Source organism: Microbulbifer mixtoriginis (SeqCode), assembly GCF_052467515.1.
The window spans coordinates 3,285,266-3,307,888 of record NZ_CP174314.1; the positions used below are offsets into that span (position 1 = coordinate 3,285,266).

The 22,623-nt window shown below is 43.3% G+C and carries 19 protein-coding genes; 16 read left to right on the plus strand and 3 right to left on the minus strand.

Going from position 1 to position 22,623, the window contains the following annotated elements:
- Positions 1-53: 53 nt before the first annotated feature.
- A complete protein-coding gene (locus ACJJIT_RS14215; protein WP_444898811.1) occupies positions 54-2,687 on the plus strand; it encodes an AAA family ATPase in 2,634 nt (877 codons plus the stop codon).
- A gap of 362 nt (positions 2,688-3,049) precedes the next feature.
- Here the strand turns inward: ACJJIT_RS14215 and ACJJIT_RS14220 are convergent, their stop codons facing one another.
- Positions 3,050-3,469 carry a transposase gene (locus tag ACJJIT_RS14220; RefSeq protein WP_444898812.1) on the minus strand — a complete coding sequence of 140 codons (420 nt, stop codon included), beginning with the start codon at positions 3,467-3,469 and terminating at the stop codon, positions 3,050-3,052.
- A gap of 688 nt (positions 3,470-4,157) precedes the next feature.
- On the opposite strand from ACJJIT_RS14220, the gene ACJJIT_RS14225 reads away from it, so the two are divergent.
- The 11 genes from ACJJIT_RS14225 (at position 4,158) to ACJJIT_RS14275 (ending at position 14,712) form a co-directional block, all read left to right on the plus strand.
- Positions 4,158-4,850, plus strand: coding sequence for a hypothetical protein (locus ACJJIT_RS14225; RefSeq protein WP_444898813.1), 693 nt, complete (start codon positions 4,158-4,160; stop codon positions 4,848-4,850).
- A 153-nt stretch (positions 4,851-5,003) separates the two neighbouring features.
- Positions 5,004-5,696: a hypothetical protein gene (locus ACJJIT_RS14230; RefSeq protein WP_444898814.1), complete on the plus strand. Its 693-nt coding sequence runs from the start codon at positions 5,004-5,006 to the stop codon at positions 5,694-5,696.
- On the plus strand, positions 5,696-6,244 hold the full coding sequence (locus ACJJIT_RS14235; protein ID WP_444898815.1) for a hypothetical protein: 549 nt from the start codon (positions 5,696-5,698) through the stop codon (positions 6,242-6,244). Before ACJJIT_RS14230 ends, ACJJIT_RS14235 begins: the two co-directional genes overlap by 1 nt.
- Before the next feature lie 267 nt (positions 6,245-6,511).
- Positions 6,512-6,967 (plus strand): hypothetical protein, encoded by a 456-nt coding sequence (locus ACJJIT_RS14240; protein WP_444898816.1) that lies wholly within the window; start codon positions 6,512-6,514, stop codon positions 6,965-6,967.
- Between the two features lie 861 nt (positions 6,968-7,828).
- Complete coding sequence (locus ACJJIT_RS14245; RefSeq protein ID WP_143731023.1) at positions 7,829-8,293, plus strand: hypothetical protein; 465 nt, start codon at positions 7,829-7,831, stop codon at positions 8,291-8,293.
- Positions 8,290-8,583 (plus strand): hypothetical protein, encoded by a 294-nt coding sequence (locus tag ACJJIT_RS14250; RefSeq protein ID WP_413664767.1) that lies wholly within the window; start codon positions 8,290-8,292, stop codon positions 8,581-8,583. The genes ACJJIT_RS14245 and ACJJIT_RS14250 overlap by 4 nt, the downstream gene beginning before the upstream one ends.
- Before the next feature lie 562 nt (positions 8,584-9,145).
- Positions 9,146-10,003: an HNH endonuclease gene (locus tag ACJJIT_RS14255; RefSeq protein ID WP_444898817.1), complete on the plus strand. Its 858-nt coding sequence runs from the start codon at positions 9,146-9,148 to the stop codon at positions 10,001-10,003.
- Positions 10,004-10,080: 77 nt separating this feature from the next.
- A complete protein-coding gene (locus ACJJIT_RS14260; RefSeq protein ID WP_444898818.1) occupies positions 10,081-10,605 on the plus strand; it encodes a hypothetical protein in 525 nt (174 codons plus the stop codon).
- Between the two features lie 824 nt (positions 10,606-11,429).
- Positions 11,430-12,290: an ankyrin repeat domain-containing protein gene (locus ACJJIT_RS14265; protein ID WP_444898819.1), complete on the plus strand. Its 861-nt coding sequence runs from the start codon at positions 11,430-11,432 to the stop codon at positions 12,288-12,290.
- A 779-nt stretch (positions 12,291-13,069) separates the two neighbouring features.
- Positions 13,070-13,474, plus strand: coding sequence for an ester cyclase (locus tag ACJJIT_RS14270; protein ID WP_444898820.1), 405 nt, complete (start codon positions 13,070-13,072; stop codon positions 13,472-13,474).
- Between the two features lie 722 nt (positions 13,475-14,196).
- Positions 14,197-14,712, plus strand: coding sequence for a DUF1993 domain-containing protein (locus ACJJIT_RS14275; RefSeq protein WP_444898821.1), 516 nt, complete (start codon positions 14,197-14,199; stop codon positions 14,710-14,712).
- Between the two features lie 165 nt (positions 14,713-14,877).
- On the opposite strand, the gene ACJJIT_RS14280 is transcribed toward ACJJIT_RS14275, so the two are convergent.
- Positions 14,878-14,994 (minus strand): hypothetical protein, encoded by a 117-nt coding sequence (locus tag ACJJIT_RS14280; RefSeq protein ID WP_444898822.1) that lies wholly within the window; start codon positions 14,992-14,994, stop codon positions 14,878-14,880.
- 308 nt (positions 14,995-15,302) lie between these two features.
- Positions 15,303-15,599 carry a hypothetical protein gene (locus tag ACJJIT_RS14285; RefSeq protein ID WP_444898823.1) on the minus strand — a complete coding sequence of 99 codons (297 nt, stop codon included), beginning with the start codon at positions 15,597-15,599 and terminating at the stop codon, positions 15,303-15,305.
- 357 nt (positions 15,600-15,956) lie between these two features.
- On the opposite strand from ACJJIT_RS14285, the gene ACJJIT_RS14290 reads away from it, so the two are divergent.
- From ACJJIT_RS14290 to ACJJIT_RS14305, 4 genes are all read left to right on the plus strand, one after another.
- Positions 15,957-17,186, plus strand: a complete 1,230-nt coding sequence (locus ACJJIT_RS14290) for a flavin-containing monooxygenase (protein ID WP_444898824.1) — start codon at positions 15,957-15,959, stop codon at positions 17,184-17,186.
- Between the two features lie 595 nt (positions 17,187-17,781).
- On the plus strand, positions 17,782-18,195 hold the full coding sequence (locus tag ACJJIT_RS14295; RefSeq protein ID WP_444885741.1) for a zinc-ribbon domain containing protein: 414 nt from the start codon (positions 17,782-17,784) through the stop codon (positions 18,193-18,195).
- 1,041 nt (positions 18,196-19,236) lie between these two features.
- Positions 19,237-19,932: an ABC transporter ATP-binding protein gene (locus ACJJIT_RS14300; RefSeq protein WP_444898825.1), complete on the plus strand. Its 696-nt coding sequence runs from the start codon at positions 19,237-19,239 to the stop codon at positions 19,930-19,932.
- Positions 19,926-22,397, plus strand: a complete 2,472-nt coding sequence (locus ACJJIT_RS14305; protein ID WP_444898826.1) for an ABC transporter permease — start codon at positions 19,926-19,928, stop codon at positions 22,395-22,397. The genes ACJJIT_RS14300 and ACJJIT_RS14305 overlap by 7 nt, the downstream gene beginning before the upstream one ends.
- The last annotated feature ends 226 nt before the right edge of the window (positions 22,398-22,623 follow it).

A 22,623-nucleotide genomic window follows, 5' to 3' on the forward strand; every position in this document is an offset into this window, starting at 1 on the left:
GCCTTCATAGCATCTGCAGTTGAAAACTAATATTCGAACTATAAGGAAGTAATATGGCCAGCGTTATCGCTGAATATCAAAGATTTTTGGAGGTTTTAGCTGTAAGACCTATAGAAGACGATATTCGTCGAATGGCAAACCTAATATATTTAAATCTTCCACACTTAGCACAGGTGGGCGCTACTCGCAGAGCTCGATCATCACGATTAGCGCCGATTGCAATAAGCCAACTTACAGAAATCTCCCCTGAGTTGCCCGAATTTAATAATATTAATGCTGATGGCCATAATATTGGCCGCCTGCATCAATTAAGCGTGGGACCGTTTAGAGGGTTTACTAATCAGGAGATATTTGACTTAAGTAATCCAATTACTCTTGTCTATGGTGCCAACGGTACAGGGAAGAGTAGTTTTTGTGAGGCTCTAGAAACGGCGTTGTTAGGCTCTATAAGTGAGGCTCAAGTAAAACGGATTGATCATAACACTTACTGTAGAAATGCAAGGCTAGGACAATATATTCAACCTGTTATATCAACAGTAAATGGAAATAATCCTCCGGTTAATCTAGAGCCAAATGAAGAAAAGTATAGGTTCTGCTTTATAGAAAAAAACAGACTGGACGATTTTGCTCGAATTGCTTCAAGAACTCCAAGCGATCAAAGACAATTAATTGCTACGCTTTTTGGTATTGACCAATTTTTAGACTTTGTAAGAGGATTTAACCCTTCTCTTGATGAAAACTTAAACCTTACTGGACAACGAGCACAAGAGCTTGCAACAAGACGACAGGCATTGGCTAGCGCAGAAAAAGTTATTCAGGAATTTCCGCAGCGTCTTTCACAAATTAATATACATGAAGGCCAAATCGCAGAAAGAATTCAGCCAGGAAGCAACTATGAAGCAGTTAATCTGTGGTTAGTTGGAAGTCAGGATCAGCAAGGTCGCCTCCCATATGTACAATCTCTGCTTGATGCTCCTTCGCCAACTGTTTACGACCTAACTTCAGAACAACTTACATCAGCGTTTAATCAAGTATTCGCTATCAATAGTACATTGCAAGGCATAAACACTGAATTAGCTCGTCGTGCAGGTGAAGTTTCATATAAACAACTATATGAATCAGTGCTCCAGTTATCTTCTTCAAACCCGCATCACTGCCCAGCATGTGGCACTAACCTCCAGTCCGCAGCTAAAAATCCATATGAGGCTGCAACCACTGGTCTTAAACAACTTGGTGAACTAGCTAGTTTGCAACAACAAGCAAAAGAGCAAAGTGACGTATTGAATGAATCGATGCAAAACTTACATCAATTGATGGTCAATACAATTAATGCAGCAGCTCTAGTATGCCCTCAAACGCTCGGAGAGAATGCGCTACCAATTTTGCCTCCGACATCAACTGGTCAATGGCTCCAGGCATGGGTCAATGACAATAATAAGTCTTGGAATGTGTTGCTAACTCTATGCACAGATATTGAAAGGTCAGATGTTGAAGCTCGCAAAGCTCTAGCTCAACGCCAACAGCTGGCTGAAGAAAGAACTAGACTTGATGGATATCGCATCGAGATAGAGAGGGCGAAATTAATACGACAAACTGCAGAACGTGAACTTGCAGAAGCAAGAACAACAGTTGCCAATTTTGATGAGGCTAACAGAGAGCTAATTGAATTAGTAGCTGCTGAGGCGCAAGTAGTCGAGTTCCATAACAGGGTTAAAAGATCATATGATGGTTTTTTACAAGAGATCCAATCATATCTACGCAATCTACCATCTCAATTGCTTCAAGGTTTGGGACAAAGGGCTCGCGACCTATACAATTCATTCAATCGTGATGACTTACCAGTAGACTTATTACAAAGCCTTTGGCTACCAATTGCTGAAAATGGAAAAATTGAACTTGAGTTTCAGGAGCAATTAGGGGTCCGTTATGATGCATTAACACTGCTCAGCGAAGGACACATTAAGTGTTTAGGATTAGCAATATTGCTCGCAAAGAATATTGAGGAAGGTTGTCCTCTCGTTATTTTTGATGACGTAGTAAATGCTATTGATGATGATCATAGAAATGGGATCTGGAGAACATTCTTCGAAGATGGTTTGTTGGATGAAAAGCAGGTCATCTTAACATCACACGCTGAGGAATTTCTTCATAGAATCCAACAAGAGCTAGGTGCAGCACGAGCAAGAGATATAGCGCTGTATAAATTTTTGCCGCATCAAGGTGAGCATCACTTACGTGTTGACACCAATCCTCCTTCAAAGAATTATGTTCTTAAAGCCCAGCAGGCATTTTCTAATGATGATAAACGAGAAACTCTTTATTTCTCTCGAGCAGCTATAGAAAGCCTAACGGACCGACTATGGACTTGGATGGGAAGACGCGGAGATGGACGTATTGAACTTAAGCTTAGTGGGCCACGATCACCGTGGGAGTTGAATAATAAGTGCAATAAAATTCGTTCTTCTTTGAGAAGGAATCAGAACCCATCTAATGCAATTATTTCCTCGCTTGGAGCTCTAGATGCGTTATTAGGAGTGGCTGGAGGCTCAATAGAATGGGGATACCTAAATAGTGGAACTCATGATTCTCAGCGAGATGGAGAGTTCGACCGAGCGGCTGTTGAAACTATTGTCCAAGCTGTGGGCACTTTAGATCAAGCGTTAACGGAGCTCCAAAATGGGCGATAAACAAGTGGAAGTAACAATAGGACACCCATAGATTGAAATATGACACAGGAAAAAGTACAGGCCTTCCACCTTGACGGCCACTTCTCCTGATCAGGTGTACGGCAAGGTGAAATACTGAAAAATTATGCCTTAGGTTTGAAAATTGCGCGATTTTGGCCAAACCAGAAGGAATAGTATCGAAAGGTTGGGAGGGAATTAGTGGGGCATTGCGGATAGGAAACGTTGGCAATCACCTATGCCATGTACCCAGCGTTTATTGAGCTGAATACAGGCTTGCCGTACAGCCTCTGCCGATCCCACTAGGCCTTTAAAGCGGCTTTCAAAGTTCCGATTAAGATAGAGCCAGTGTTTTGCTGAGATTCCTAAACGCTCAAGGATAGGGGCGCGTTTTGAGAAATGGCACCGAGCTTTTTGGGGTCTAAATGCCGGCCACTCCAGTCTACTAACGCCAAATAGTGATCCAATTGAAAGGGTAACCCTTTCGGCATATTAAGGCGCTCGTCGCCCACAAACGGTAGTAGCTCTTTGGGCTTCTCACCTGAGATCACAGCTCGAACACGCTGCTGAATGGACGTGTGATCGGAGTCCTCCGGGGTTTTTGCAATACCGGCACGGATGGGGTTAAGATCGACATAGACCATGCAGACAGCCAAGGCTCTTTCATCCAATAGCGCCTGAGACTTGAAACGGCCCTCCCAGAAGCGGCCAGTACAGCAGTCTTCTGCATTGGCTTGCCGAGCAATAGATTCGTTTAGGCAACGCATAAACCAACTAATATCCATTAATCGCTCCCCAATTGATCATCCCTTCCACAAAGAAACGTCCTGCGTACACAGCGGGAGACGCAGTGATAGTACGGCGTCGCATCAAGTGAGATCTGTGAGCGGCGAGGCTGGGTCATCGGGTATGGATTTAACTGTTTTAATATCCAGTATCTTTATTGTGATTTCAGTATTGTGTCAATAGTTGTGACGCCTTAAGCTCTACCTTTGATGGGTGACCAGAAACGGCTTCTCTTAAATCCAATAAAAATACCCTTTATCAAAACATCCACTTAATTTTGGTTTTTCTGTAATAGCTTTAAGCGTTTATCGAGTGAAGAAAAGTAACCCTTACAAGGGTTCGGTGTCCCCCACCTACCTCGATATCTTCCCCCAAACTATCATCAATCCACAAAAGTCAGTAAGTGCTGACCTAGTAATTTATGATCATCTTGACTGTTATATTCGAGAATAAAAATGCAAACCAAAAAATATCTATTTAAATCATAAAGTTACAGACCACCCTTAAGTCGGAATAGTAGCCAAAGTGATCATTTTCATAGTTTGTACGAATGTATAAGATTGCATTAAGCATCTAATTTAAAATGAAATTTTTTTGCTTTGACGTAGAAATTGATTCTGAGATAACAATCATGATAATAGTAATCAGACTGATTACTATATAAGTGTTATCTCATGGTGGAACAAAATGAGTACAAGTAAAACTGATGTAGCAGCAATTATCGGTAAGGGTCTTGTTGGCGCAGTTCCCTTCGTAGGTCCTTTGGCGGCTGAGATTGTCGGTTCAGTTATACCAAACCAGAGAATTGACCGAATTGAGTCCTTACTTAAGTTTCTTGAATCAAAAATATCTGAAGATAAAAAATGTAGAGTTAAGGAAAGAATATCATCGCCCGAGTCTATAGATTTGATCGAAGATGGCTTTATACAGGCATCGCGATCATTGTCACAAGTTAGAAAGGACTATATCGCCTCGTTGTTAAAAAATAGTCTAACCGATGACGATTTGGCGCACATTGAGTACAAAAGAATACTAGCTACTCTTGGTGAATTAAACGATTTAGAAATTCTAATGTTAAAGTCGTATTCTCTGAATAGAGGAGAAGAAAGATTTGAGGAGTTTTGGGATAGGCATGGAGAAGCACTAGAATCGCCAAGTGCACATATAGGTGGTTCTGCGACTGATTTCGATAAGCATACGATATACCAAACTCACAAAGAACATTTAATTAATCTCGGTTTACTTAAAATTAATTTTAAAAAGCCAAAGAGGGGAGAGCTGCCTGAGTTTGATGATAGAACTGGAATGATGAAGGCCCGTGGAAGTTCTATTACAAGCTATGGCCGACTCTTATTAAGAAGCATTGATCAAGACGGTTAGGCCTAGAGATAGCAATTCGCTCCAGGGGACAGCTTACAATATACACTGTTTTTGCGGATCGCTGCGCTCCTATTTTCGCAAAAACGGCACATATAGTAAGCTGCCCTGAACTCAGCGATATATCACTTCAACTTTGAGTGTATGTAAGTAGTCATGAAGTTATATGAAAATGTCATTATTGGTAACTTCCTCTATGGTCTTGGGCACGCGATAGGATCAGAAGTAAGGAACAAGGAAACCTTATCTGTAATCAACTTGCTACAACAGACACCAGCAGACAAAGAACTTGGTGATGTACTTTTAGAGTATCCAGGAATCGTCAGGCTAATAGAGTTTAAGAACAGATCTGGAAGTTTTAAAAAAGAAAAAAGGCGGCATTCTCAACTAAAGGCAGCACTAGGAAATAATATAAAATATAAAAACATCTCTAAAAGTATTCATTGGTATGTAGAGACTGAATCTTTTGATGAGTGTTGTGTTAATAATATCAAACCATATCTCGAGGCTTTTGATGATGAGATTAAGAGTCGCTTTACCTTAGAGACATTTATCGAAGAAATTAAACAAGATGTAATTCACTCTGATTCAATTTTTAGCAGGGATGATTATAAAGACTACCTTAGCTTAGTTTCCAGATGCCAAGGTACAGGCGAGGTGGGCACTGGAGGTATCGTTATTGCTGTAAGCGAGAAACGTATTAAGTATTTCCAGTTTACAAACATAATGCAGTTAAGACTCCAGCATAAAGCCTATGTTAATAAGATTAAAAAACAACTCCTGAGAAACAAAGAAATGGAAATTAGCATCAATCGTCGTAAAGGACAAAGATTGGAGCCAGGTTTGTAATGGATAGACTTGATCTACTATTTGATGCAGCTGGAAACCTTCTGGCTACAAGTGAAAAGAATGAGAAGGATTTTGCAGATTTAATTAGATCGCTTAATCGCAGTATTCATCACATTAACGAAGTTGAAGTAAATGCAAGAAGAGCAATTGAAAAATCAACAAAAACTGCTTCTGACGAAATAGTAGAGTGTGTATCAGAAAATCTGCTTAGCAAATTAAATTCAGCAAATGTTAAAGCTGAAAAAGCAGCCTTAAGGTACGAGAGATCGAGTCGATACTCAGTCTTGAAGTTGTCTTTTATCGTGCTTATGCTGTTGGTGGGAGTTAGTATGAGCATCTGGTTTCTTTTTATAAAGAACATTCCAACCATTGAAGAAATTAAATTATTAAAGGCTCAGAGGGATGGACTTCAACGGCAAGTCGACGAGTTGAAACGATATGGAGATATTATTGAATGTGACGATCAAATTTGTGTTTCTGTAGAAATTAATAAGCATTATGAGTCTAGAGATGGAAAGATTGATTATTTTGTGGTTGCCCCTAAATGACAGAAATAGCATCTAAGATAACAAACAAAATCAGTTGGACGCATAAATTTACTACTGTTTTGGGTGTTCAGACTGCAGAAAAACTAATTTATGTCTTTACTTTCTTAGGCGCGATCAAATATTAACCATAAATGATGATTCTACGTGAATTCTGATCTAGCTTTCACTGATGAGTAGGCTATTTTTCACGTAGAAGCACAATACGAAAAGAAAGCTGAGTTTTTCTACACCCTCGTTAGAGCAACCTAGAAATGAGCGAGATAATCTATGAAGCAAGCATTCAAAAAATTGATTTCAAATTTATTACTTTGGGGAATATTTATTATATCTTCGGTGGTTTACTACGCCATAAGAAATAATCTTGATTGGAACGGTGCAATACCAAACTCAGAACTCACTAAGTTCATTAGCTATGAGGTGGTTATTATCCAGGTTTTATCCGCATTCATCCTTTTTGGTGGTTTTGCCTTGTTTACTCATAAAGCAAAAAGCGAATCTGATACTAATAGAGGTAAAGGATTTATGGATATTGCATTGGGCGAATGGAGCAGTATCTTATTCAACTTTGGCTCTCTGAATCTGGCTGTTGGTTACTTTATTAAAGACGGTGCTTCCATCATAGTAGCCCTAGTTTGTTACGGTATTGGCTTGCTAGTTTACCCCAACCCCAATCAAGCTCCAAAAAACTACGAGATTGAAGGACACCCACAGATTGAAAGATAACACCGGAAATAGTAAGGGTCATCCACCTTAACGGCAATTTCTTTTGGTCTGATATAGGATGAGGTGAAATGCTAAAAAATTATACTTTAGGTTTGAAAATTGCGTGATTTTGGCCCAACCGGAAGAAATAGCATCGAAAGGTTGGGAGGGAATTAGTGGGACGCTGCGGAAAGGAAACGTTGGCAATCGCCTATGCCATGTACCCAGCGTTTATTGAGCTGAATACAGACTTGCCGTACAGCCTCTGCTGATCCCACCAGGCCTTTAAAGCGGCTTTCAAAGTTCCGATTAAGATGGAGCCAGTATTTTTCTGAGATTCCCAGTCGCTCAAGGATAGGGGGCGCGTCTTGAGAAATAGCACCGATCGGCTTGAGATCTACATAGGCTATAAAGTGGGCTTCCTGAATCGAGGCTAGCGGGTTGGGCCTAATTACAGCTTAGCGGCCCCGATTACAGCAGCAAGCTAAACAGATCTCTCCAGATAAGAACGTGAACTTTCACTACACAACTGCATCATTAACTCTACCCGTTAGATCACATGGCTTCGGTGTCCTTGGCCACCTGGCCTCCAGGCTAAGCCTTATAGGATGTTTTCTGTTCGTCAGCTCGTAGTTTTGCTAGTGGCTTCCTCCCCACAAGATCTCTCGGTATTGCAGTTGCCATTCGCTAGTAGTTAGCATTTAATGGAACTCATTAAATGGTGATCCTCCTACAGGGGACTTTCACCCCTATAGTTCACGCTCATGCTGGGCGTACCAGGTAGCAGCAATACGCAGCCTTTGGCTGTCGGACTCAGTACAATGTGCTTCACGGTTGAGGCAAGCATTAGAGTTGATTAAGTAGTTCACATGGAATGTATGTATGGAACAGTTTAAAACCGTAGAGAATTTAAGGGAATATATAAGTAAACTTGGCCCTTTCTATGCACGTCCTACAGAGGCTGGAGCACACCCAACTCTCTATAGAAATAGCAATGATGCATCTATCATTAGTGGCGTTAGAAAACGTGATTATCTTTTCTCACAAGATGAACGCTGGGTTTTACCACATCCACAAATGGGGCTCTCATTCTCGGCGCACTGGCAGCATTTAAAGCGCATCTATAGAATGAAGAAAAAGGTGACAAAAGGCCTTCCTATTAATGTATTTTGGGTAATTGAAAAAGCAGATATACCAAATGGTTTAGAATTTTCACCTGACCCCAAAGATAAGAAACACTACCTGCTTGTAGTTACTGAAAGAATGAGGGTTGAAGACTTGGTAAGTAAGTTAACTTGGGTTGCTGATCGGATGTCAGTAATTAAAGAGGCTCAAGACGCACTATGATTGAATATAAATACCCAGAAGAACGCGAAATCCTTATTCACTACGCTGAAAAGATGGAGAATGAAACTGCACTAGATATTCTTAAGAAAGGCGTAGTTTCTAATCGAGAGCAGGCATTAGCTCTTTCTCAATTCTATTGGGGAATGATAGACGTTGCTGCTGATGATCAAGGTTCTGGATTCCCTCTGCTGGAGAAAGAAGGAATCGAGCAGTGGATGGAGTATATTTTTCACTCTCTGAATGGCTACTTAGTGAGTAATGGCTATGAAGAAGAGTGGGATCAAGAGTAAGGCTCTGAATCGGGTAGCCGGTAGTATCTAGCTACCGGCCCCCACATCACCCATCGTGCAGGTCCACAATGGGCAGCTCCCTATCTGTAATGAATTTCTACTCAACATCACTACTGTGTTCAGCCACATTTTTTAACCCACGATAGTGGCTAGCGGGTTGGGCCTATTTATGAGTCAGCGGCCACCTGACAACTTCACAGCAGCAAGCTAAACAGATCTCCCCAGATAAGGGCGTGAACTTTCACTACACAACTGTATGATTTACCCTACCCTTTAGATCACATGGCTTCGGTATCCTTGGCCACCCCGCCTCCAGGCTGAGCCTTATAAGATGTTTCTGTTCGTCAGCTCGCAGTTTTACTAGCGGCTTCTCTCCGCAAGACCTCGCGATGCTGCAGTTGCCATTCGTTAGTAGTTAGCATTTAATGGAACCCATTAAATGGTGATCCTCCTACAGGGGACTTTCACCCCATTAGTTCACGCCCATGCTGGGCGTACCAAGGCAAACAACCCGACGCCGTAGGTGCGGGTTCTTTTGGCGTTAACTTCTACGGAGAGATAAGTGGATATTCTGATAGTAAAGAATCTATATGGACTGCTCTCCCAATATAGAAGTAAAGAGAAAGCTTTCCCGTCTATTAGTGAAGAGTTAACTCCCAAACCATTGAAGGATTTCCACCAATGGGCCGATTCAAAGGATTTCGAAGGCGGCTTTTTAATTGAAAACCCTAGGGGAATAAATCTTTGGTTACTTTTAATAAAATGGAACGAAGCAAATGGATACTATGTCGTTCTCTTTCCTGAGGATAAAGCTGGACCAATAGCTGAAATTCATAGCTTCTCCTCTGACGAAGATGGAGAGTATCTTCATTGGCGTTATAGACCATCAAAGAGAGATGGAAGAAATGATGAGCGTAAAGAATATTTTGAGAAGTATTTTTTTGGCCTTGATGTCGTTATCTCTTTGCCAAGAATTTTAGACGAAATATCCGAATTTCTAGGTGAATTGGTCTCTCTTGCAGAAAACCGAGCGAAAGCAGATAAACTTGATCCAGACAAGCCATCCTTTCGTAATGGGTTTCCTGAGGGAAAGATAAAAGAAAAACTGCACAGAGCAAGGGAGAGAAACTCAACGTTGATATCGCAAGTTAAAGCAGAAGCGTTGGCTAAAAACAGAAAACTACAATGTGAGAGTTGTGGCTTTGATTTTGAAGATTTTTATGGGGAACTGGGCGCTGAGTTTATCGAGGCGCACCATACCAAACCTGTAAGTGAGCTCCATGAGGATGGAGAGGAAACCAAAAAGGAAGATATAGCCTTGGTGTGCTCTAATTGCCATCGAATGCTACATAGGCGCAGACCATGGTTAGAAATGAACGATTTAAAAAAATTAACAAGTCAAAGAAAACAGCAACATTAGGACACCCACAGATTGAAAGATGACACCTGAAATAATACAAGTGTTCCACCTTGGAAAAGTGTTGGTAGGATATAAAAGTGTCAGTCTACAAAGTAACCTTTCAGGACAAAGCTCCACGAATAAACATAGATGTGCCAACAATGATGAAGACACTTGGTGGTTTCAAGTTTGTCTTTGACGGCACTCCTCGAGAGGAAATTTGGAAAAAATTCACAGCGTCGCTCTTTAACAATGAAGAAATTGCAACTGACTTAGGAGAATGGCAAAGAAATATATGCTTTAACTTAAAAGCATATAATGCTCTTCATTTGAATCTTGACAGATATGGTGAGTTTCTGCCAATAGATCTTTCTGGAGAAACGTGGTTTATTTTCAATATAACCCACAGTATTGAAGCTGATTTAACAAAAAGTTCAAAAGAAATACTCGATGGAAAAGAATCTTCATATGTGAAAGAGATTTCTTTTAATCCATCTCCTGACGATCTTATCTTCAAAACAAGCTATGATGGGTTCATGGGAATTTATTGCCAAAAGGGTTTTATAGATCTAATTAATGGCCATTCAGGGTTAGAATTCAATGAAGATCTACGAGCAATCTGAACCACGCATTTAAATCGGGTAGCCGGTAGTTTCTAATTGCCGGCCCCCGCACCATCCATCGTGCGGGTCCGCAATGGGCGGTTCCCTATCCATATTGAATCTCTACCCAACGATAGCGTCGAGCAGCTCTTCATTTGAGTTGAGTATCATGGCAGTGCGCTACCTGAACTTATCCGACTGGAAACATGTCAGTAGGCTAGCCCTGTCTTTTAACTCCTGGATTTTGGGCTCAGGCCTTCACCCTGTCCACGGTATTAATCTTGGCATTTGGCTACTATGCCGTCGGCTGACTTCTGTTTAATCACCTTGATCATTACTGAGCGGAGCGCTGCTGTGTTCCACCATTTTTTTCTATCCCCGCGATGGTGGCTAGCGGGCTGGGTCTATTTATGAGTCAGCGGCCACGCTGACAGCTTCACAGTAGCAAGTTAAACAGATCTCCCCAGATAAGAACGTGAACTTTCACTACACAACTGCATCATTTACTCTACCCGTTAGATCACATGGCTTCGGTGTCATTGGCCACCTCGCCTCCAGGCTAAGCCTTATATGATGTTTCTGTCCATCAGCTCGTAGTTTTGCTAGCGGCTTCCTCCCCACAAGACCTCACGGTGTTGCAGTTGCCATTCGCTAGTAGTTAGCATTTAATGGAGTCCATTAAATGGTGATCTCTCTACAGAAGACTTTTACCCCATTAGTTCACGCCCATACTGGGCGTACCAATGCAAGGCAACATCGCCCACTGCGTGGGCTGGATCTCCAATTCGCAGCTTCGCTGCTACATTACGGCCGTTGCTTGCGGCGTTATTTTTTAGGATATTTCAATGCCACACAAGAAAATTATGATATTCATTTTCGTTACAATAATTACTGGTTGCTCTGAAGTTAATGAAAAACAGATAGCCCTTGAAGAAATCAAAGCTAGAAAACTTACATACGATATAGACGGGCTTAAAAAATCAACTAGAAATCTTGATGAAGATGGGGCTTTCGTTTTCGAAAGCGCTGGCTTTTTTGATGATATCTCTGATAAAGATTACAAAGAGCTAATAATTCATGCGGCTAAAAGCAACAACTTTGGCTTGGTAACTAGACTTTTAAAATTAAATAAAAATATTCAATTACAAACTAATGAGTCAAGCACCCTTATTGATAAAGCTTTAGAAAAAGGTTTCTCCAGGACAGTTATTCTACTCATTAATAATGGGGGAAAGATTAAACCGGGGGCACTTTTTAGGTCTATATATAAAGATAACTATGACTTCGTGAAATTGATTATTGATAAAGGTCCTAAATTTGATTCTTCCGAATACAAAGAAGCTTTATATGTTGCTGCTCGAATAGGACATTTGAACGCGATAAAAGCAATTATTGAAAGTAATAAGGCTCCTCAAAAAGCTATTGATAATGCAATACTTGGAGGTGCCATTACGGAAGAGATTGAGGTAGTCAAATATTTTGTTGCGCAAGGAGTAGACATTAACTATCTCGCTAAAGACAAATGTACATCTCTGCACTATTTAGCACAAGATGGTACAGTTCAAATGATTGAATTTATGATTGATTCCGGGGCTCATGTAAATGCAGAATGCCGTGGACGTGAAACTCCTCTTAAGTGGGCCTATTACGGAAAAAATACTGAGGTCATAAAATACTTAACAGAAAATGGTGCAGTAAAAAACTAAATCGGGTAGCCGGTAGTTTCTAGCTACCGGCCCCCACACCACCCATCGTGCGGGTCCGCAATGGGCGGTTCCCTATTCGTAATGAATCTCTACCCAACCTTGGCGTCGAGCAGCTCTTCATTTGAGTTAAGTGTCACGGCAGCGCGCTACCTCAACTTATCCGACTGGAAACAAATCGGTAGGCTAGCCCTGTCTTTTAACTCGTGGATTTTGGGTTCAGGCCTACTCCCTGTCCAAGGTATTAATCTTGGCATTTGGCTACTACGCCGTCGGCTGACTTCTGTTTAATCACCTTGATCATTACTGACCGAGGCGCTGCTGTGTCCCACCACTCTTGTCTACCCCTCGATGGTGGCTAGTGGGTTGGGCCTACTTATGAGTCAGCGGCCACGTTAACAGCTTCATAGCAGCAAGCTAAACAGGTCCCCCCAGATAAGAAGGTGAACTTTCACTACACAACTGCGTCATTTACTTTACCCGTTAGATCACCCGGCTTCGGTGTCCTTGGCCGCCTCACTTTCAGGCTAAGCCTTATAGGATGTTTCTGTCTGTCAGCTCGTAGTTTTGCTAGCGGCTTCCTCCCCACAAGACCTCACAGTGTTGCAGTTGCCATTCGCTAGTAGTTAGCATTTAATGGAACTCATTAAATGGTGATCCTCCTACAGGGGACTTTCACCCAAGTAGTTCACGCTCATGCTGGGCGTACCAAGTCAATTAACTACGCGCCTTTGGCGCCCGACAGCTTACACGCCGCTTCGTTATGTTTCTGAGGATGACTAGTGCATAAAGGTCAAGTTCGAAGATTTTATGAGGTTCTTTGGGATGCCCACGATAAGAAAGCAATGCCATCGATCCTGCATGAGAGCTTCTCCTTTAGAGGATCATTGGGGCAGGAAAAGCGAGGTCACAAAGGTTTCGCTGAATATGTCGATATGGTTCACAAAGCACTGGGTGATTACAAATGTATTATTGAAGATCTCGTAGAAGAGGGAAACAAGGTTTTTGCAAAGATGTCCTTTACCGGATTTCATAGAGATGAGTTTATGGGCTTTTTACCATCACATAAACGCGTAACTTGGAATGGGTGCGCCTTGTTTACCTTTGAAGGTGATCGAATCTCTGATGTATGGGTGCTGGGTGATTTAAAGAGCCTAGAAAATCAGCTCAAGAAAAACGAAACATAACAATCGCAGCCAGCAGGACCGTCGCTACGCGCCGACCTCTGCTGCAAGGCGTTAGTTTTCATCGGGCTTCGATCAATGAAAGTTATATATCTAACCTTATTAATCATCCTTTATTCTCAGCGAGCCATTTCGTTTGAATATGATCATAAGAATTTAAACGTTGATTTGAATAATGCCACTGACATTGTTATTGCTAAGAAAATCTCAGGCCGCATCGCGTACGCAGATCTGACACATGAAATTAGCTCATATAACGCAAAGCCTATTGAGTGGCGTGACTCTCCAGCGTGGGAGAGATTGCAAGATCTGAATCGAGGTATCGACTCAACTTTCTTGGTATTGAATTCAATCAAGAGTACTTTTGAAATAGGGGATCGATTTACATTTAATGACTCATGGATGCCTGTTGAATTGGGTTCAGTTCAACTGTATTTTCTATATCGGAAAAACGATCAAATCCGGTCTAATCCGTGTCATCGAATACCAATCGGCGATAACAAACAATCAATCGTCGAGCTTTCTTCAGATCCTAATGGGATTATTGATTTGGTTTTACGCAATAAGCTATCATTTTGCGATTCAAAAAACTGACAAAGCAATGTACTTGACCTCCACTGCGCCGCTTTATTTTGTGCTTTAATAGCACAAAATCAACCAACTACGTTCCAGCCAGTGCTTGGGGCGTTATGACTAAGACTTTCCATTGTTAAGGAGGTAATACAATGTCAAAGGAAAGAACCAAGAGCTTAGTCGATTTATTTTCGTCTAGACTAACGACTCTTGGTCATATTCTTGAAATTTCTGAACAGCACTTCCATGAGGAGCCAGAATCCATATTGGATTTTCGGCTAATTGAAGACATGCTTCCTTTTGGCACACAGATTGCCTACGCATGTAATCAGCCTTACAATTTCTCGCTTTGGTGCAAAAATCAGGAATCCGATAATCTATCCCCTAAAATTGAGTCCTTAACCGTAGCTAAGAACCTAATTGAGCGAACTAAATCTCAACTTCAAGATTCGGAGCTAGGAGATTCAAAATTGTCAGAACTAAAGCGAATAAACCTTGATGGAAATCAATATCTTGAGTTAGAGGGGAAGGATTACATTCAAGAATTTCTAATCCCCAACTTTTATTTTCATTTGGTTTCTGCTTACAACATCATGCGGATGAAAGGGGTTCCTTTGGGAAAGGTAAACTATATGGCACATGTAGCTCCCTTGGTTAAAGTGGCATAACAAGTGACTATAGTCCTTAGTCAATTATTTAAGCCATCTTTTTTGGTTTGCCAGCAGCGACTAGGCACTCATACATTGGTTTTAATTTAGGGTGCATTGTATTGCCGACATCATAGAAAAAAATAAGACTGTACGCACACGATGTCGTCCGCCTCGAATATAGGGCTAACCCTGGAAGCTGCCACTATCACGGTTCATCGGGGCGATACCTACAAGTGCAGCGATTTCTTTACGGTTCAATTTTCCTACCTCGGGAAGCTCACTCATCAACGTATAAGCCAATACATTTCCGACCCCTTTAGCACTCAACAGTAGGTCGCGCCTTTGCCGCCACTAAGACACACTGTTAACGAGTTTATCCTGTTGTTTGTCGATATCTTGTAACTCTTTTTTAATGCTGTTTAGAATGGTCTGGATAAGTTTGTGCACTGACTTAGGCATCCTCTGAAGTCGATTCTTTTGGATTGTGCTCATCTCTAAGCACAGGCTTATTACAGTCAGTAACTCACTGATATCCCTGAGCTTTTCTTGTTTTAGCATCTACAGTCTTGGATTCATGGCCTCACCAGAATGTGCAATATCAATTGCATCTAGCTCGTCGGTTTAGCGAGGCGTCCTTCAGATTTAGCGAAGCTTCTTATCTGAGACGGACTGCAAACGACAATAGGTAATCCTGCTTTATCTGCGGCGCAAACAAACTCTAATTCGCGTCTTTCAATAGACTCTATTAATACGCTCTGAGGTATAAGAGGTTGTAGTTTTTTAATGGCATCTTTAATGCCATTTTTGACATTGTTAACACTAAAGAATTGGCCAGTAGATCTCATATAAATATCGAGTTTTTTACTGCTGGTGCCGATACCGACACTGATCTCTTGAGGTTCCATAAGATAAGCTATCTTCGCCTTGCTATTCAGGCTCAAGGCCCACATGACTATTCGAGTTATGCCTAGTGAGTGCTTTTCATGTTCATACTTGTTATCGGTCTTTTACGAACCGGCCAGGCAGCGAACTGTGATAAACAAGGCCTTCGGTGGCCGCCGAAGGTGGGTCTCAATTTACCCGTTAGCGAAAAGGATTTTCAACATCAGAATCGGGCAAGAACAACCATACAAGTCAATTAACTTCGCGACTGCGGCGCCGGACAGCTTATATTGCGCTTCGCTCCGAGCCTGCTGCTGGTTATTGAGGCGTTTAGGTGACATAAGTGCTCCCCCGCTTCGACCACCAGCTGGAGGCGTCCGATGGATAACGAGCACGATGTAGTAGTGATTGGAGCCGGATTCGCCGGACTTTCCTGTGCCGCCCGACTGAAGAGCGCAGGTCTCACCAACTTGGCCATCTTAGAGAAGGGGGAAGGATGCGGAGGATTCTGGCGTGGGAACTATGACCGGATCCGCCTTCACACGCCGTTTCACGAATTGCCCGATGGCGGTGGAATTCGCCGCGACTACCCTGAGTTCCTTCCGAGAGACGACCTCATCGAATATTTCGAACGATACGCAGCACGCCACAACTTGCTCGGCAATATCGTGGCAGACACGGAGGTTTCGTCAATTGCTCTGAACGCCGGGCGCTGGTCGATAAGGAGCTCTAAGTCGGAATTCCGATCACGGTTTTTGGTAGTTGCCACGGCGTCCAATCGGAAACCAATTTGGCCGGAGATTGATGGCTTAAGCGAATACGGGGGAACGGCGATACATAGACGACAGTATCACAATGCGACCCCCTTCAAAGGCAAGCGAACCCTTGTAATCGGAAGTGGAAACTCTGCCGCAGAAATCGCCTTGGATCTCGCTGAGGGTGGCGCCCGCGAAGTGAAGATGCTCATCCGAGGTCCGCGCCATGTGTTGTCATTGAGAGGCCTGGGAATCGCTGCCCGTGTTGCGCGGTTCCTCAAGACCGGGTTCACTTCAAAGCACATTGAAGAGTCGCACGCCTATACGCGCTCTCACCCAGCGTTTCGGGAGAAACTCGCAAAGAAGGACAAGTTCCTCTCTACCTTCTCAATCGATATGAGCGAGTATGGAATCCATCCGCCGGATTCGGGCCCGGCGACTCAAATCTCATTGCACGGCCGAGTAGCGTGGATGGATCAAGGCACCGTAAAAGCGATAAAGCAGGGACGGATCAAAGTAATTGATGCGAAAGAGAACCCCCTGCAACGATTGAGCAAGAGGGGCGCCGTCTTCCAAAATGGCCACGAAGATTTTGATTTGGTCGTATTTGCTACTGGAATGGAGCCGGGGTTGGATGACTTGTTCGAGGAACCAGCAAGATTCCTAGAATGGAATGACGAGATGTCCCGCCTAATGCCTCGGACCGATGGCCGTAGCCGTAGCATCGTTGAGCCCACCCTATTCTTCCCTGGGTTCGACCTTTCGGTAAATGGGGGGCTGAGCCTTGGCCTATGGGGATTCGAGTGTGCAGATGCTATCCTGCGCCAAATGGCTTCTGTTACTGCTGCCACCTAGCAAGCCGTTGGAGGCGGACGCGTCACCGGGTACTTTTCTTCCGCCGCGCAGTATGGTCGCTACCGAGAAGCGCCTATTAACGCGCCGATCAACTCGGGGTTAACTGCTGTACACACTATGAGACTATTTACTGATTTTTATACAAAGGTTGCACTTAAGCTTTATCCATATAGGTGGTTATTAGTTGTGTCCTTTTTTCTTCCTTTTATAGGTTGGTCTCCTGCCTCAACGGCACTGCTGGTAATGCTGTGGGTGTGGACCAATTTAGGACTATTAATTGTTTTAACCTATGGACCTATCAACCATTTTGAGGGCTCTATGATATGGAGTGACGGGTGGCGACCTATAGCTTGGGTTTTCCTGATTCCAATCTTACTGGGAGCCTTGGCTGCAACAGTCCTAATTCCTTATGCTCTTATACAAAGTAATTAACAAACCGCAGCAGACGTTCCTTTTGATCGCCGGACTCGCACAAGCGCGAGCCGTTTAACCGGGCGTTAACCAAAAACTAATGTCAAAGAAGCGTAAAATGAGATACAGAGAGTACGTAGATCATCCACGATATGGTTCCAAGCCAATATACTCCGGAAGCAAGATGACGACTGAAATGGCTGCGTCTGCTCATTGGAGCCTTGATAAAGATAGTGTTTTCCCCGAAACGGCTATCCCGGCAAATATTGATAGGCAGAACTATTCAATATTTCCGCGTAAGTTTTACGTAGATATAGAACGCTGTTGTATTCAATGCAGGCGATGGTTTATTTTTTTTGCTAACGAGCAGAAGCACTGGTTTGAAGGGCTGGGGTTTTATGTTGATGCCGATTGTACCAAATGCGTCGACTGCAGACAAAATGATCAGAACATCAAGCTGATGCAAAAGAGATACCAGATCCTTAGTGTGAAAAAAGATCGTAATGCAAAAGAGATATCTGAGCTTAAAAGAATTGCCTTAGAGCTATTTCAGTTGGGATATATCAAAGATCAAACTAAAGTGGATAGAATTGGCTAACAAACGCAAACAAACCGGCCTATCGGCCTCGACTCACAACGCTCACGTTTCTTGCAGACGTTAGATTGCCATGGTCAAGTCATTATCAACCGTTGTTTTAGTAATCTTGATATTGCTTGCTATGAAGCAGTGGATGCTTTCTAAAGATAAGCAAGAAAAACTTGCCAGACTCAATGCAATTGAAACAGCAGAACAGTGCCTCGCGGTTGGTGGGGAGCTTCGTCCTGTATGTATGTCCGGTACTAGAATGTGCATCATTAACTATTCAGATGCCGGAAAATCCTGTCTAAGTAGCTCACAATGCCAGGGTGAATGTAGGGTTTCGAAGAGTAAGGCTGGCAACGTTTTTGCCATGGGCCAGTGCTCTACCTCCAATAATCCTTGTGGTTGCTGGGCAAATGTCGAGCTAGGTATGGTAAACCATGCTATTTGCTTCGACTAAATCTAACAAACGCAAGCAGGATGCTACGGCCCAGCAGGCCTCCATGGGCATAAAGTCTCAGGAAGAAAATGTTAAATTTTCTAAAGTTCATTGCTCTCGCAATACCTGTTTTAGGTGTAGGTATATTCATGAGTATTTTAGAACACGATGAAGCTAAGCAACTGTCATTTTCTGGAAGGGTCTCATTCATTGAGTGGGAGTCAAACAATCACGGCATGCCTCTAATTGAGATCAGCCAAAAAAATGGGACGTATGTAAAGTTCAGCCATCATCGAATTATTCTTGATTCAAGCCAACTTAAGGTGGGTGATTCAATTTCTAAAAAAAGCGGATCTAAATTCTGTGAAATAAACAAGAAATCAGTTCTATGTATCAAGTAACACTAAATAAAGCTGGGCAATTTTCTCCGAGCCTACGACCCTCCGCGAGACAAGCTATGTCTACACTCCAGCTGCCCATGTTGTAGCCGTATTGAAACAACATAAAGTCTCCTAATTTTTTGCTCTGACAACTTAGCAACTTGTTTCTACTGATTTCACCTTCATTTCACCTCTGCTTCTTTAAAGTGCTGCTCAACCAGTTCTTTAAAGGAGCTAGCCATGTCTAGCAGTATTCACTTAAAGCAAATTGACCATCATTTTACCTTGGCCAAACAACAGATCAGCCTGTTTGAGGATTTAAATATTGAACTGCACAGTGGTCAGTCTTACGCCATTGTGGGGCCCTCTGGAGTAGGTAAATCAAGCTTATTACTGTTAATGGCGGGTCTTGAACCTCCCGTTTCTGGCAAAGTACAATTCCAGAAAAACGGTAAGCCGCAGCTATTAAAGAGCCTACGTCAAATCTCAGGTTTTATTTTTCAGCAGTTTCATTTGTTACCCGAACTCAACGCCTTAAACAACGTCGCGCTGCCTTTAAAACTAAAAGGCGATAAACGTGCATTAACCACAGCCGAATTATGGCTCGACAAAGTGGGGCTAGCTGAGCGAATGTATCATAAACCACAGCAGCTCAGCGGTGGTGAGCAACAACGGGTGGCCATTGCCCGTGCTTTTGCCATACAGCCGCAATTTATTTTTGCCGATGAACCTACGGGTAACCTAGATGAGAAAACCGCGCAACATATTGCGCAATTGATGTTTGATTGCTGTCAGCAAAGCGGCGCGGGGCTGGTACTCGTCACTCACTCGATGGAATTAGCGCAGCAGGCCGATACTTTGCTGCAATTGGGTCAAGGCAAATTAACGGTCATGGCGCGCAACCAAGCTGCGTCTAGGGTGGGCGCATTATGCTGATTTTATTAGTGTGGCAATTATTCCGCCAGCAATGCCATCAAGGGGATGCGCGCTTAATTCGCTGGACCCAAGCAAGTTTGATGTTCTTCATTTTAACGCTCAGTTTGACCAGCAGTTCCATTCAGGCTTATTTGGCCAATAATTTGCAACAAATGCTTGGCAGCGATTTGGTAATTTCTCAGCATCAAGCCCTAACCGATGTGCAACTAAACAAGTTGCACCAGCATGCACAGCAGTTGAGCGTGAGCCAGCTGGTGAACGTAACCTTGACCCATGATCACCATTGGCAAGCGGTGCAGTTAAAAGCAGTGGATGATCATTATCCAGTGCAAGGCACCGTGCAAGTGGCGTTTGAGACGGATGGACAAGGGCAATCCCTGAGCCATGGGCCTAAATCCGGTGAAATCTGGGTCGATAACCGATTGTTTGCTTCGCTGCAGCTTACCCTTGGCCAATCCTTAGATATGGGGCATGGGCAATTAAAGCTCACAGGTTTGGTACAACATGAACCCGACCGTCTGCTCGAAGGCCATTCGGTGGCGATGCGAGCATTGGTGCATCTAGATGACCTTCCACTGATACAAGCCGACAATGCCCTCTTTCGCTATTTACTTGTGGGGGATAAAAGCGAATTGAACACCCTAAAACAATGGGCCACCACTGAGCTAGTAACTGCAAAGCTTTATGACAAACACAGCGGCCATCCGTTGGCAATGTTTTGGCAACGGGTTGAGAATTTTGTGGGCTTAGCATCGGTACTGTTGTTTTTGATGGCGGCCATTGCCATCGACCAAGCCGGTCGACGTCAGTTGTTATCCCAGCAGCGTTTTGCGGCAGTGTGTTTGGCCATGGGCAGCAATAAACCCCGAGTGTTTGCTTTATCATTTGGTCAATGGCTATTAACAGTCATTGCAGGGCTAATTCCGGCAACCGCCTTGGCATGCGGGGCCGAATACCTAATTTTGCAGCAAATGCAGACACAGTTTGCTGACCTAACCACCACCTGGGTATGGACAGATTTACTCAGCAGTTACGCGCTATTGTTGGCTCTATTGGCAATTTTCCAAATTCCCAATTGGTTAGTGATGGCCAAAGTAACCCCGGCACAGTTGATTCGCCAAATGTCGAGTCCGAATCACTTATTGCCTCGCTATGGATTTGCATTAATTAGTGTAGCTACGGTGGCTTTTGTTTACTCCGACAACGGTCTGCTCACGGCCATGACGCTATCCGCTATGGCAGCCACCTTGATGCTGATGATGGTATTGACTTGGTTGGTGCTGAGTTTGGGCCATACGGTGACGAGCCGTGCAATGGGTATGATAGCTTTTGGTTTTTATATGATGAAACAGCGCTTACTCAGCAAATCCATTCAAATTTTAGGCGTTGGAATGTGTGCCACCTTGTTGCTGTTCACCTTGAGTTTGATGAAAGACATTGGCCAAACCATGGAAGGCTATACCCGCGAGCACGATGGTAATCTGATCATCACCCAGGCCAATGAACAACAGGTGCAAGACATTCGCCAGTGGAGTGCACAAACTGGCAGTGACATTCGCCAATTAAAGCCGTTTTGGTACGGGAAGCTAAGCCATATCAATGGCCAGACGTTGGCGGAATTTGCCACCAGCCCCAGCGAAAGTTTGGCTAGCTTACAAAAGCCAGTCCGCTTGCATTTCAGTATTCAGCAAGCAACCAACAACCAAACAGTGACAGGCCAACGCTGGCAAGATCGAGATGCCGACTGGCAACAAGTATCGGTAGAGCAAGAAGTCATGACTGATATGGGGTTGAAACTCGGCGACCAATTACAGTTTGAAGTTGCGGGGCAATCTTTGAACTTTGAAATCAAAGCCAGTCATAAATACGTGCCTGGCAAAGGTTCCATCACCTTTTGGTTTAATGTGCCACAAAGCACCATGAACCAGCTTCAAACACCACCACTTTATATGGGTAGCCTTGAGCTTGCGGACACTGCTTGGGGTCAGCTGGCAGAGCTTTGGCAGCGTCACCCATCATTGCGGTTAATCTCGGTGCGCGAATTGACGCAACGCTTTGATGATACTTTGTCGATGGTGATTAAGCTGGTATCTGGATTTAGTTTGATGATTATTTTACTGGCACTGCTGGTGATCAGTGCGTCGGTCAAAGGCTATGAAGCTGATGAGCGTAAAAAGAACGCTTTACTGATCAGCTTTGGCCAATCACGTCTTGCGTGCTGTAAACTAAGCCTGTTCGAGTGGTTGCTGACTTCTTTAATTGCTAGCGTGGGGGCCATTTTAGGTACCAACCTTACAGCTCAATTGATCTATCAGTCTCAATTTGGCATTAATTACAAGCCAGATTGGTTATGGATCATGGCTACTTTATTTGTCAGTGCATTGGTAGTGTGCAGCGCTGGCATGATAGCCAATCGCAGAAGTTTAAAGTTTTCCGTTGGGGCCCTGTTAAGGAACGGAGGCTGAATACAAGTTCAATTTTGTTGGTGGAAGATCAGCAGGATTTGGCAATAACGTCATCGAATATTTTGAGTCCAAAGGGCTGTCGGTGGATGACGTAAGTAGGTCTCAATATACCCGTTAGCGAAAAGGATTTTCAACATCAGAATCGGACAAAAACAACTATACAAACACAGGCAGTTTGTTCCAGCCCTTCTGGCCTCTGCTGACGATAAGACGGCCATGTATAACG

Bases quoted from the DNA above. Each gene is read 5' to 3' on its own strand.
- ACJJIT_RS14300 (WP_444898825.1), top strand. From the start codon at position 19,237: ATGTCTAGCAGTATTCACTTAAAGCAAATTGACCATCATTTTACCTTG.
- ACJJIT_RS14275 (WP_444898821.1), top strand. From the start codon at position 14,197: ATGTCAAAGGAAAGAACCAAGAGCTTAGTCGATTTATTTTCGTCTAGA.
- ACJJIT_RS14250 (WP_413664767.1), top strand. From the start codon at position 8,290: ATGATTGAATATAAATACCCAGAAGAACGCGAAATCCTTATTCACTAC.
- ACJJIT_RS14295 (WP_444885741.1), top strand. From the start codon at position 17,782: ATGACGACTGAAATGGCTGCGTCTGCTCATTGGAGCCTTGATAAAGAT.
- ACJJIT_RS14235 (WP_444898815.1), top strand. From the start codon at position 5,696: ATGGATAGACTTGATCTACTATTTGATGCAGCTGGAAACCTTCTGGCT.
- ACJJIT_RS14290 (WP_444898824.1), top strand. From the start codon at position 15,957: ATGGATAACGAGCACGATGTAGTAGTGATTGGAGCCGGATTCGCCGGA.
- ACJJIT_RS14225 (WP_444898813.1), top strand. From the start codon at position 4,158: ATGAGTACAAGTAAAACTGATGTAGCAGCAATTATCGGTAAGGGTCTT.
- ACJJIT_RS14240 (WP_444898816.1), top strand. From the start codon at position 6,512: ATGAAGCAAGCATTCAAAAAATTGATTTCAAATTTATTACTTTGGGGA.
- ACJJIT_RS14220 (WP_444898812.1), bottom strand. From the start codon at position 3,469: ATGGATATTAGTTGGTTTATGCGTTGCCTAAACGAATCTATTGCTCGG.
- ACJJIT_RS14265 (WP_444898819.1), top strand. From the start codon at position 11,430: ATGCCACACAAGAAAATTATGATATTCATTTTCGTTACAATAATTACT.
- ACJJIT_RS14245 (WP_143731023.1), top strand. From the start codon at position 7,829: ATGGAACAGTTTAAAACCGTAGAGAATTTAAGGGAATATATAAGTAAA.
- ACJJIT_RS14305 (WP_444898826.1), top strand. From the start codon at position 19,926: ATGCTGATTTTATTAGTGTGGCAATTATTCCGCCAGCAATGCCATCAA.
- ACJJIT_RS14230 (WP_444898814.1), top strand. From the start codon at position 5,004: ATGAAGTTATATGAAAATGTCATTATTGGTAACTTCCTCTATGGTCTT.
- ACJJIT_RS14285 (WP_444898823.1), bottom strand. From the start codon at position 15,599: ATGGAACCTCAAGAGATCAGTGTCGGTATCGGCACCAGCAGTAAAAAA.
- ACJJIT_RS14215 (WP_444898811.1), top strand. From the start codon at position 54: ATGGCCAGCGTTATCGCTGAATATCAAAGATTTTTGGAGGTTTTAGCT.